Consider the following 12,046-nt stretch of genomic DNA (forward strand, 5'->3'; position numbering starts at 1 on the left):
TAAGGGGAAAGTTCATGGAGTATTCAAGTATCAAAGCACTTGTTGTTGATGATCTCGATTATATTAGAAACTCAGTAAGAACCATTTTAAATGATATCGGTGTTGAAAATATTCATGAAGCAGTTGATGGTGCTTCAGCTTTTAGAAAAGTTGTTGAAGCACATGAAAACGGCTCTCCATATCAAATTGTATTCTGTGATGTTCATATGCCAAATTCCGATGGCCTAGACTTTTTATTTCAATTAAGAGCGGATGAGAGATTGGCAGATCTACCTGTTGTCATGGTTAGTTCAGAGAACTCTGTTTCTATCATTAAAAGAACAATCGAATTGGGTGCAAATAATTATTTATTAAAACCTTTTTCTGCAAATGTCCTAGAAGATAAAATGAAGTCGGTTCTAAATATAGAAGCGGCTCTTTAGGCCGCTTGTGATATGAGTAATTTCTACTGTTCTTGTTTTCTTAATTCATAGCTAATGTCACTAAAGTTGCGATTAACACAGCTTACGAAAGAGTAGCTTACACCTCTTCCAATATTCATACAGTGACTTAGAAACATTCCAAGCTCACTTTCAATCCTTCTGAAATTATTATTTACACAACTTTCAAATGAGAAGCTCAGGTCATCTCCAAAATTATTGCAGTATTGGAGAAATAGGTTCGGAAGTTCAAATTCGGCTCGCCTAAAATTTGAGTTGATACAACTTGTGAATGAGTAGCTTACTTTGTCTCCAAAATTTGAACAATGTGACGGGAAGTATGCCTCCTGTTCACTTGATGCACTTACATTGAAAATAGTAAAAACTAAAAATACAATCGATACTAAAGTTGATTTCATAATTCCTCCCTAAAGTTATATGAATAATATTATTTTATGCAGTTTTATGAAGGATGTGCAACCAAAGTGTCTAACGCAATTAGCCTTATACTTTTTAGGGACAACTCGTTATAATTTTTAAAGTTAATAAAGTGAGGAAATATGTTTAATAAAACGCAAGAAGTTGAGGAGCAGAAACCTGCTTTTCTTTCAGGTCAATGGTTTAAAGACGAAGCACTATCATGGATTAAAATTATTTTAATCGTTTTTGGTTTTAGATCGACTTTTATTGACCACTACCACATTCCAACAGGATCACTACTTCCAACAAATGCGATTGGTGACTCGATTGTTGTAAATAAGATGTCTTATGGATTTAAGGTTCCATTTACTGAATTTTTTAATCCGATCTACATCGGTGGACAATCTCTTCCTGAGCGTGGTGATATTGTTGTTTTCGAATATCCAATAAATCCTTCAATTCTTTTTGTTAAAAGAACAATTGGTCTACCTGGGGATACAATTGAAGTTTATGAAAATGAACTGTTCATTAATGGTAAAAAGGTTGAGAAGACAGCAGTCGAAGCTGAAGAGGATAAAGAGCTAAGAAGTCTATATGATAAAGAGCCTTCACTTAACCCTGAAGATATGAAGTTCTATCATCAAACAATTGGTGAGAAGAAGTTCACTGTAGGTGAGAACCCAACATTCTTTAGACACCTAAATCAAGAAAAGGTAACTGTTCCTGATGGACACGTTTTCGTTATGGGTGATAACAGAGATTATTCAAGTGATTCTCGTGTTTGGGGATTTGTCCCAATGAAGAATATTCGCGGTAAGGCATTCATGGTTTGGATGTCGATGGTGTACCCTTGGTCAGATAAACCATTTCACTTTAGACCAGGTCGAATCGGTACATCTCTTTAAATTTTCCTGACAATAAATTTGCTATGGGGCCACAAAGGAAAGTACTCAGGTACTAGTTCCTTTTTGGTCCTATGCTAAGTGGCTGTTTTTGTAGGACCACTGATCTTTCTATAGTGCGGCCTGTGGGGCATTTTGCACACTTCAATTGTAAAGTTTTTGTAAGTTATTGAATCTATTATTTGCCAGTTTTGGCACGCTACCTGCTTATATATAAGTATCCAGAGGCCAGGGGGCCTCCCCAGGATTAGGACGATTTTGGGATTTAGCAATAGGACGTTGCTATGGAAACTGAGAGTTACACTTATGAATGTAAGGTCGCTTTCAGGAAAAAATGGGCCTAGAGGAAAGGGCAACAGAATTGTAAAAAGCAAGAAGCTTAATCAAAACCACCTCTAGGCCCCTTTTAAAAATTTGTTGTTTATTTAGAGTGTCCACGGAAGGACACGAAGAAAACATGGAAGTTTATAGATAAGCTTTGGAGACATCCCTCTCTCCCTATGATTTGACCCAAAGCTTATAGAGGCCGAGAGTAACGTGTGTGGTTTTAAGAAAGGAGTACTCTCGGCCTTTCTACATTCTAGGGAATTATTTTCCTCCATCTCTTTCACCTTTAACTAACACTTGCAATGAACCGATGGGATCATTGTGAGAAAATCAAACTATGTCATCTATTTACAATTTGAACGAGCGCTAGGAGAAGAGTTTCTCTATATGTCTCGCGTGTTTTCAGAATTTGGAATGAAGCTTGTACCAATGAAGCTTGATGATTTTAAGTCCATAAGAATGAAGGAACATCAATTTGTAATTTGTTGCGTTCGTGATATTCGAGCACTGATCAATTATCAAAAGTTATTAAAAAGATATATGAACTTCATGCTTAGGCAGGGAAGTATCACTTTATTTGAATATAGCTCATTTGCTATTACTCACGACGATGCCATCCTAAAAACTAAGAAGGTCTTTCAAGAAAGACTTCCTGTCAGTATGTTTCGTATGGCCGATCGTGCAGGACAAGAGATGTTCAGCAAACTTGTGACAAACTCTTCTCGCTGGCCAGGTGGGAAAAGAGCAAAATTACCTGAGTATTAAAAGGGATTGAGAGAGAATGAGAGTTTCAAAGGAAGTAAGTCGTTTACTTATTATTCTAAGGCAAGATGCTGCCAGACTTGCTGATAAAATCATTCACCGCGAAAGAGAGTATCTGCAAATCTTATCGATGAAGCGCACCCGTGAACATTTCAATGCAATTTTTAGATCAAATTTTAAAACCATAACAGTTGCACAGCTTATGCTTCTATCTGAAGAGCTGATTGTTAATCTTGAAGATTTCTATAATACCGTGGATGATCTCCATTGGTACCTTGCGCATACAGAAGATATGCCCGCAACTATTGAAGATAAAGTCCATGCTATGGTAAAAATGGTGAAAAACAAGTATGAACAATTAAATCTTTATCTAAATGCGGAGCTTGAGACTCATGAAGAAAGCGCTAGTGCTTAAATTCATCATTATATTATCTTGTCTATTTCAGGATGCTTTCGCACGCCAGAGTATTTCTGGTTCTCGCTATGAATTACTGACTGGTCAAAGGGTCCAAGAAAAAGCCTCAAATATGTGGGATAAGAAATTTGCCCAACATGACTATATCTATGGAAAATCCCCAGCTCACTTTCTAGCAAAAAACTATCAGCAGATCCCTAGAGGTGCGACTGTTTTAGATATAGGAATGGGTGAGGGGAGAAACGCTGTCTTCCTTGCTTCAAAAGGTTATAAAGTAACAGGCGTCGATATTAGCTCAGTTGCTATCGATAAATCCCTAAGACTTGCGAGACAAGCAGGTGTTCGTATTAAGACAATTCACAAATCAGTTGATGATTTAAAAATTGCAAATAACTCACTCGATGCAATTATTTGCTTCTATTATGTTGATAGAGAAGTTTCTGAAAAATTGAAGAAGTGGCTTAGACCTGGTGGAGTTATTATTTATGAAGGCTACACGACAGATCACAAGAAGAAATTCAAAGAGCAGAGTGTAGATTCTTATTTCTTAAAACCAGCAGAACTATTAAGTATGTTCAGTGATTTCAAAATCCTTAAATATGAAGAGCCACGTCACAATGCCGAGCTAACTCAATCAATCATCGCTCAAAAGCCCGAATAAAAGGCATCTCTTTCCCGCAACTATCTAAAATAATTTAATATGGCACAATGGAAAGAGTGAAGTACTTCATCTTAGTTGCTACATTCTTGAGTGGAATTGTTTGTTATGCAAATATTCTCGAATTCAATAAAGACCTAGGTTATTTTTCCGGCAGGGTATCACATATTGAAGGGAGTGCGAGACTTGTTCGCTTCAAGGTTGATTTTGATAATATCAAATACATTAATAAATTAGATGAAGTTGACCTATGGGGACTTCATCAAGAGTCCTCAAAATGTAAGGCCATTGTTATGGGCCGTACGAGTCATTATTTACTACTACGCATTCCAAGATATGATGAGTGCAATCGTAAGTCAGCTTTTTCAACTGGAAGATACTATAACTTTTATTCACAGGATCTCGTTAATAATGTTGCAATGGGTAATGAGTTAATAGAAATTCTTGCTAAGAAAAAATTGGCCCTTGAGTCAAAAATTAGCCGCAATAAACAAGATATTACGACCTATACGCAAAGAGTCGAAACTATCAATGCACGATACGATTTGTTGCGTCAGAAACTTGAGAAGGAGTGGCGTGATGAGTTGCGTCGACTCGAAGATGACCATCAGCAGCTCGTTCGTAACACTGAAGGCATTCAAACTCGTTTAAATGAAGTTGATTATAAATTACAGCAGTACCGCATCGAGTCTAAAAATCTCAAAGAAGACCGATGGTCTTTAGATCCAAGGAATTACATCACAAAATAATTATCTCTTTTGTAAATAATTTTAGCATCTAGACAGACGAACGCGTACGTCCTAATGTGCATTCTAGCCATTTGGTGTAAAATTTTATATTGTGACTCGCTAAATATAAAAAGGATAAGTTTATGAAAAAAGGAATCTTTTTACTTCTTTTAAGTACACTTCTATTGTCTGTAGTAGGGTGTAATAAAAGCGGTGGAGCTAAAAAATCAAACAACACTTTTTACTACAATCTAAGTGGTACTCCAACAACTCTGAACCCGTTATCATCAACTGATGCATACTCATCAAATGTTCATAGTTATGTACTTGAAGGTCTTTTAACTAAAGATATTGAAACAAATGAGTGGCAACCAGGTCTTGCTGAATCATGGTCAATTGAGAACGATGGTTATGATTTTGTTTTCAAAATTAGAGAAGGTGTTAAGTGGCATGATGGAAAGCCTTTCACTGTAGAAGATGTAAAGTTTTCTTTTGATGCGGTAACTCATCCAGAGAATAAGTACAAGACTGCTCACATGAAGTCTTACTTCGCAAACTTTAAAGAAGCAGTTGTTGAAGGTCCAAGAACAATTCGTTTTAAGGCCAGCAAAAAATACTTTGGGAACCTAATGTCAATTGCTAGTGGTGGATACCTTGCAATCGTTCCAAAGCACATCTATGAAAACCCAACAAAAGAGCAAGAAAAAGAACTTAATAAGACTCTTATTGGTACAGGTCCTTATATCTTTAAAGAGCTTAGAAGAGGTAAAGGTATCTCTTTAGTTCAAAATAAAGATTGGTGGGGATATAAAACTGATCTTCATAAAAACGAATACTCATATGGTGAGATCTTCATGAGATTTATCAATGAGTCTTCTGTTGCTATCCAAAGACTTGAAAAAGGTGACTTAGACTTCAATTCTCTTTCACCTGAAGAGTATGAGCAAAAAACAAATGGCCCAAGATGGGGTAAAGATGTTTTAAAAGTTAAAACAGAAAATAAGTCAGTAAAAGGTTACGGATTTGTTGGTTGGAACTTTAAGAGCCCAATCTTTAAATCAAAAGAAGTTCGTAAAGCAATGAACTACCTAATGAACCGTGAAGAAATGAATAAGAAATTCCGTTTTGGATATTCTGTTCTAGCAACTGGTCCACTATACGTTCAATCTGAATATGCAAATAAAGACGTTAAAGCGATTCCTTTTAATGTTACAGAAGCAATTAAGATCCTAAAGAACGATGGTTGGAAAGATTCTGATGGTGATGCTGTTCTTGATAAAATGATTGATGGAAAGAAGACGAAACTTGCTTTCACAATCTTAAACCCTTCAAAAACTTTCTCTAAATACCTAACGATGTATCAGCAAGATGCAAAGAAAGCTGGTGTTGCGATTGAAGTTAAGTATATCGAGTGGAACTCATTCATTAAAGCTCTTGATGAAAGAAACTTTGATGCTGTTACTCTTGCATGGTCTGGTGGATCACTAGATTGGGATCCAAAGCAAATCTGGCACTCAGATTCAGCTGCTAATAACGGATCTAACTTTATTTCTTATTCAAATAAAGAAGTTGATAAGCTAATTGATCAAGCGCAACTTACTCTTGATAAAGAAGCAAGAAAGACAATGCTTAAAAAAGTTTACAAGCTAATTGCTGAAGACTACCCATATATTTTCCTATTTAATGACCGTTACACTTTCTACGGACATACTAAGCGTATGCAAAAAGAGAAAGATACTTATACTTACGGCGTTGGATACGGAAGTAAGTGGTCGATTAAACCAGCTAAGTAAGTAGGAGAGACGACTTGTTTAATTATATCCTAAGAAGATTAATGATTATGGTCCCGACGTTGCTCGGGGTCAGTATCCTTATGTTTGTTATGGTTAACCTGGCACCAGGTTCTCCAATTGAACAAAAGCTTCAACAAATGAGATTTGGTGGAGTTGGTCAAACAACAACTGATACAAGCTCTAACAATGGGGCAGTATCTCAAGAAGTTGTTGAGGCACTTAAGAAACAATATGGTTTTGATAAACCACTTCACATTCGTTATGTTATTTGGCTAAAGAATCTTGCAACACTTGATTTTGGAGAGTCATTTACATATGAAGAGCCAGTAATTGATGTTGTTATGAGTAAGCTACCTGTATCAATTCAATTTGGTTTAGTGTCCTTTATAATGTCCTATCTAATATGTATCCCTCTCGGGGTCATTAAGGCCGTTAAGGCAGGAACTAAATTTGATGCAGCATCATCGTTTATTCTATCTGCACTTTATTCAATTCCACCATTTATGCTAGGTATCTTACTTCTTGTTTACTTTGCTGGTGGGACATTTGTGGATTGGTTTCCGATTGGTGACCTCGTTTCAGATTATTACGATGACCTTGGTTTCTTTGGAAAGATCACAGATAGAGTTTGGCACTTTGTCCTTCCGCTTATTGCATATATGGTAGGACAGTTTACAGTTCTAACTCTTCTTATGAGAAACTCTATGCTAGATGTTATCTCTCAAGATTATGTTCGTACTGCAAGAGCGAAAGGTTTATCAGATAAGATGGTTTACTATAAGCACGCTCTTAGAAATGCCTTGATTCCAATTGTAACTGGATTTGGACATTTCTTATCTCTATTCTTTGCTGGATCTCTTCTTATTGAAAGGATCTTTAACCTAGATGGTATTGGTCTACTTGGTTACCAATCACTACTAGAAAGAGATTATAACGTAATTATGGGACTGTTCTTTATTCAAACTGTCCTAATGTTCTTAGGTAACTTAATCAGTGATATTCTTTACACTGTTGTTGATCCAAGGATTGATTTCTCATGATTGAAAGATTTATTGAAAACGAACTTACACTTAAAAGATGGAGACGCTTTAAAAAGAGAAAATCTGCTGTTGTTGCAGTAGTTCTACTTTTCGTTTCTGTACTTTTAACTTTATCGGCACCATTAATTGCTAATAGCAAGCCGGTTTATATGACTTACCAAGGAAAGTCTTACTTTCCAGTATTCAAGGACTACCATCCTAAAGAGTTTGGAATCACTAACGTTTACGTTACCAATTATCGAACTCTAGAAATGGATAGTGTTGTCTGGCCTCTAGTTCAATGGGATCCATTTGAATCTAATAGAGACGTATATGAGTATCCTGCACCTCCTAGTGATGAAAATATCATGGGTACAGATGATAGAGGGCGTGATGTATTTACTCGTCTTCTATATGGATACAAGTATTCGATTGCTTACGCATTTCTAGTATGGCTACTGTCTACTATTATGGGAGTCTTTTTTGGTGGTATCATGGGATACTTTGGTGGGAAAGTGGATTTCTTCGGACAGCGTGTTGTTGAAATCTTTAGTACTGTACCAGTATTCTTATTACTACTTACGATGATTTCTATCTTTAAGCCGACTTTAACGCTTCTAATTTTCATCTCTTCTATCTTTGGATGGATGGGTGTTAGTTATTACGCTCGTGGTGAGTTCTTAAAGAATAGAAAACAAGAATTCGTAGAAGCTGCACGTGGTATGGGAGCATCAACTTCTCGTATTATCATTAAGCATATTCTTCCAAACTCTCTTGGTCCGATTATTACTTTCGCACCTTTCTCTATTGCGGCAGGGATCTCTGGTCTTGCTTCTCTAGATTACCTTGGGTTTGGTCTTGCAGTTCCAACACCTTCTTGGGGAGAGCTTTTAAATCAGGCCCACCAGAACTTTAGAATTGCATGGTGGCTAGCTGTTTATCCATCAGCAGCACTATTCTCAAGTTTATTCTTACTCGTACTTGTTGGAGACGGGGTAAGAGATGCACTTGATCCAAAAATGAAATAATGAGGTTGGCGTGAGAATATTCATCTTAATATTCTCCGCCATTCTTTTCTTTAATTCTCACGCAAAAAATTATCGAGTTCTTTCAACACTACCAAGCTTTACTGAATCGATGTATTACCTTGATGCTGGTGGCTTACTTGTTGGTGTTTCTAACTATTGTAATTATCCAGAAGAGGCAAAGAAGCTTCCTCGCTATGGATCTTCCTTTGAAATCAATCTAGAGAAAGTCGTAAGTGATAAAGTCACTTCTGTGCTCTTAGCAGAGGTTCAGGGAGTACGAGTCAAAAAGAACTTAGAAAAGCTTGGTGTTGATGTCATCACTACTCCTTATAAGAGACTGGGGGATGCAGTTGAAATGCTTAAGATTTTTAATAAGAAGTTTAAACTTAATAAAGACCAAAAGATTCAAGACTTTGCTAATAAGTTAAAGGCCCTTCTAAAACCTATTTCAAAAGGAAAAAGGGTTTTGATGGTCATCGATGAAAAATTCAAAGATGGTAAGTTGCATGAAGTAAGGGCCATTGGGACAGATAATTATTATCATGAGATATTAACAAAGTTAGGTGCTGAAAATATCGTAGCTGAATCCGGTTACCCGCTTAGAAGTCTCGAAAGCTTACTGACTTCAGAATTTGATTTAATTCTTCGTATTTCAGATCGAAAAGTTAAAGCTGAAGAAGATTGGAAGAATTCTTTATTTAAAGATAAAATCTATCTATATGAAAAAGATTATGCAGTTGTTCTAGGTCCTAGAACATTGTCACTAGTGAAAGACTTTAGGGAGATTTTGAAGTGATTCATTGTGAAAATTTATCAATTCAAAATAGGTTATCTGTTAAGGAATTCTCGTTTGAATCCGGGCACTGTGGTGTCATTGGACCAAATGGTGCGGGAAAGTCGAGCTTTCTTAAGGCAGTTGCTAATCTTGTGGATTTTCAAGGAAAGTGCTTTGTTGAAGGTGATGTTGCATATTGTGGTGATAGTTCTTCTATTCAAAGTGATATGGCCGCACAGGAGGTTTTGACCTATGCTCGTGGTAGTAAGGCACAAGACTTAGAATATCTTAAAAAGTTAGTTTCACATTTTAACTTTGAGGGTCTTTTATCAAGAAGGGTATCAACTCTTAGTGGTGGCGAGAAGCAAAGATTAAATCTTATTTGCACTTTCTATTATGATTGTGAATTAACATTATTAGATGAACCAACGAATTTCTTAGATCCAATTTATGTCGAGAGCTTAAGTCATTTTCTTCAAGAGTTTAAGAAGAGTTGTTTCGTTGTTTCACATGACTTTAACTTTGTCATCAATATATGTAGCCGACTTGTGGCATTTGAAAATTCAAAATTAAGTTTTGATTCGACTGTAGATGAGGCATTTCAAAATAAGGTGTTTGATAAGGTTTTTCATAAGAAGTTTAATTACCATGTCATGGATAATAAGAGGTATATTCTGTGAAGAAGACAATTCTCTTATACCTAGTCGTTATTATTGCTGTGGCACTTACACCATTCTTAGGTCGTGAGGGAGTAATTGATTTAGATGTACAGGGCCTTTATATTTTAGAAAACTTAAGGCTTCCACGTGTTTACTTGGCCTTTCTCGTGGGGGGAATACTTTCTGTCATCGGAAGCACCACTCAGGTCATCTTTAGAAATCCTCTTGCTACGCCATATACGCTGGGGTTCTCAAGTGTGGCGGCCCTTGGGCTTGCTATTGCTGAATTAGGGTTTAACTCTTTTTCTTTAGGAGCCTATGTTGCTCTTTCATCAATTTTTCTACTCATCTTATTATTTCTTTATCTTAATAAGTTTTCATCTCAAAGAGTCCTACTCTTTGGTGTTTGCCTTTCAATCTTTTCATCTAGTGCAATTGTCTTTGTACAAAGTATGCTTGGTAATGAAAGTATCGCTAGGTTAATTCGTTGGATGATGGGAAGCCTATCTATTGTAGGATTTGAGGGCCTCTATTATACAGCTCCTATATACATCCTAGGATTAATCTTCTTTATCATACACAAAAGAAGCTTAACTCTCATTTCTATTGGGGAAGACTTTGCTCAAACGAGGGGAGTACCAACCCGTAAGGTCAATGCAACATTAATTCTTATCTCGAATATTCTTATTGCCGTTGTTGTCTGGCAATGTGGGCCAATTGGTTTTGTTGGTTTAATTATTCCACATATTACAAGAAGACTTGTTAGTGCTAATTATGAGAGAAGCTTAATGCCAACCTTTATCTTAGGTGGTGGCTTTTTAGTGCTTTGTGATTTTATTTCAAGAATTGTTTTAGAGAATAGTATTATACCGATTGGTGCAATTACAGCATGTGTTGGAGCACCAGTGCTGGCACTCCAACTATTTAGAAAGCAGTAAGCTTAATTTCTTTTTATTTCTTCTAGTTTGACGATGGCCTTTTTAAGAGCTGAACCTCTACGGTAGAGAACTTCGACCTTATCTCCAACTTTGTATTCGTATAGAGTATTGAAAATATCATCAAAGTCATTAATCTCTTTTCCATCGATCTTTAGAATAACATCACCAAGAATAATACTTCTGGTACGTGGATCTTGAATTAGACCTTTTAGGCCTGCTTTTTCAGATGGTCCACCTGGGCGAACACTTTGAATAGGAAGTCCTTTTTCAACATCAATGCCATAAAAGTATGAAAGCTCTCTTTTTTCTGCAATAGCAATTCCAAGGCCTGGTCTTTTTACCATTCCATACTTAATAATTTGTGGAACTACTTTACTGACAATATTGATAGGGATAGCGAAACCGACACCTGCTGATGATCCTGAGTTTGAAAAAATCATTGTATTGACGCCGATGACATTCCCAGAAGAGTCAAATAGTGGCCCGCCAGAGTTTCCTGGGTTAATTGAAGAGTCTGTTTGGAGCATCCCACGAATTTCAACGCCTCCAATTCCTTGGATTCCACGATTCTTTGCTGAAATGATTCCTGTTGTAACCGTCGCATCAAGTCCAAATGGTGAACCAATAGCAATGGCCTTTTGACCAACTCTAACTTTGTCAGAATCTCCTCGATTAAGAGGTTTAATATCTCTTGGGACTTCAATTAATTTTAAAACGGCAATATCCTTAGCGGGTTCTGTTCCAACTAATTTGGCCTTGTACTCTTTCTTATTATTGTTGAATCTTATAAGAAAGTTATCTCCACCTTCAACGACGTGATAATTTGTAATGATATGGCCCTTGTCATCCCAGACCCAACCAGATCCTTCTCCTTTGACAACTTGCTTATTTGTCATTGAAAAGAAAAATCCTCTTCTGGTTCTCATGCGACCAAGTGTTGAAATATTTACGACTGAGTTCACTGAACGATCAAATACTGAAATCGTATTTCGTTCACTTTCTAAGACGGCCTTATTTTCATCAAACGAAGCCTTTGAATTAAAGGATGTTAATAGAATAAGAATTAAAAAGAATGGCCTTAAACTGCTTTTCATAATATTCCTCATTATCTCTTTTTGACGCTCATCTCATTATACATATATAATCATAGTATAAAAATTTTGTAACACAGAAATGTCAAATTTCTGTAAGAATTCTGAGGTC

At 36.4% G+C, this 12,046-nt stretch carries 14 protein-coding genes; 12 read left to right on the forward strand and 2 right to left on the reverse strand.

What is annotated here, in order from left to right; translation table 11 throughout:
* Positions 1-14 precede the first annotated feature (14 nt).
* Complete coding sequence (locus ABMA78_RS06350; RefSeq protein WP_392858129.1) at positions 15-422, forward strand: response regulator; 408 nt, start codon at positions 15-17, stop codon at positions 420-422.
* A gap of 23 nt (positions 423-445) precedes the next feature.
* On the opposite strand, the gene ABMA78_RS06355 is transcribed toward ABMA78_RS06350, so the two are convergent.
* The gene (locus ABMA78_RS06355; protein WP_392858131.1) at positions 446-838 is read right to left on the reverse strand and encodes a hypothetical protein; all 393 of its coding nucleotides are present in this window, start codon (positions 836-838) and stop codon (positions 446-448) included.
* A 141-nt stretch (positions 839-979) separates the two neighbouring features.
* Between ABMA78_RS06355 and lepB the strand changes: the two genes are divergently transcribed.
* The 11 genes from lepB (at position 980) to ABMA78_RS06410 (ending at position 10,843) form a co-directional block, all read left to right on the forward strand.
* On the forward strand, positions 980-1,744 hold the full coding sequence (lepB, locus tag ABMA78_RS06360) for a signal peptidase I (RefSeq protein WP_392858134.1): 765 nt from the start codon (positions 980-982) through the stop codon (positions 1,742-1,744).
* A gap of 645 nt (positions 1,745-2,389) precedes the next feature.
* Entirely contained in the window at positions 2,390-2,833 is a 444-nt protein-coding gene (locus ABMA78_RS06365; RefSeq protein ID WP_392858136.1) for a hypothetical protein, read from the forward strand.
* Positions 2,834-2,849: 16 nt separating this feature from the next.
* A complete protein-coding gene (locus tag ABMA78_RS06370) occupies positions 2,850-3,245 on the forward strand; it encodes a hypothetical protein (RefSeq protein WP_392858138.1) in 396 nt (131 codons plus the stop codon).
* The gene (locus ABMA78_RS06375) at positions 3,223-3,906 is read left to right on the forward strand and encodes a class I SAM-dependent methyltransferase (protein ID WP_392858141.1); all 684 of its coding nucleotides are present in this window, start codon (positions 3,223-3,225) and stop codon (positions 3,904-3,906) included. The genes ABMA78_RS06370 and ABMA78_RS06375 overlap by 23 nt, the downstream gene beginning before the upstream one ends.
* Positions 3,907-3,953: 47 nt before the next feature.
* Positions 3,954-4,652, forward strand: a complete 699-nt coding sequence (locus ABMA78_RS06380; RefSeq protein ID WP_392858144.1) for a hypothetical protein — start codon at positions 3,954-3,956, stop codon at positions 4,650-4,652.
* 122 nt (positions 4,653-4,774) lie between these two features.
* The gene (locus ABMA78_RS06385; RefSeq protein WP_392858146.1) at positions 4,775-6,424 is read left to right on the forward strand and encodes an ABC transporter substrate-binding protein; all 1,650 of its coding nucleotides are present in this window, start codon (positions 4,775-4,777) and stop codon (positions 6,422-6,424) included.
* 14 nt (positions 6,425-6,438) lie between these two features.
* Positions 6,439-7,464, forward strand: coding sequence for an ABC transporter permease subunit (locus ABMA78_RS06390; protein WP_392858149.1), 1,026 nt, complete (start codon positions 6,439-6,441; stop codon positions 7,462-7,464).
* Positions 7,461-8,471, forward strand: a complete 1,011-nt coding sequence (locus ABMA78_RS06395; RefSeq protein ID WP_392858151.1) for an ABC transporter permease subunit — start codon at positions 7,461-7,463, stop codon at positions 8,469-8,471. The genes ABMA78_RS06390 and ABMA78_RS06395 overlap by 4 nt, the downstream gene beginning before the upstream one ends.
* 10 nt (positions 8,472-8,481) lie before the next feature.
* Positions 8,482-9,267: an ABC transporter substrate-binding protein gene (locus ABMA78_RS06400; protein ID WP_392858154.1), complete on the forward strand. Its 786-nt coding sequence runs from the start codon at positions 8,482-8,484 to the stop codon at positions 9,265-9,267.
* On the forward strand, positions 9,264-9,926 hold the full coding sequence (locus ABMA78_RS06405; RefSeq protein ID WP_392858157.1) for an ATP-binding cassette domain-containing protein: 663 nt from the start codon (positions 9,264-9,266) through the stop codon (positions 9,924-9,926). The genes ABMA78_RS06400 and ABMA78_RS06405 overlap by 4 nt, the downstream gene beginning before the upstream one ends.
* Positions 9,923-10,843, forward strand: a complete 921-nt coding sequence (locus tag ABMA78_RS06410; protein WP_392858159.1) for a FecCD family ABC transporter permease — start codon at positions 9,923-9,925, stop codon at positions 10,841-10,843. The genes ABMA78_RS06405 and ABMA78_RS06410 overlap by 4 nt, the downstream gene beginning before the upstream one ends.
* 2 nt (positions 10,844-10,845) lie before the next feature.
* Here the strand turns inward: ABMA78_RS06410 and ABMA78_RS06415 are convergent, their stop codons facing one another.
* Positions 10,846-11,937, reverse strand: a complete 1,092-nt coding sequence (locus ABMA78_RS06415; RefSeq protein WP_392858161.1) for a S1C family serine protease — start codon at positions 11,935-11,937, stop codon at positions 10,846-10,848.
* Positions 11,938-12,046 lie beyond the last annotated feature (109 nt).

This window comes from Halobacteriovorax sp. RZ-2 (genome assembly GCF_043196685.1).
Lineage (GTDB): Bacteria > Bdellovibrionota > Bacteriovoracia > Bacteriovoracales > Bacteriovoracaceae > Halobacteriovorax_A.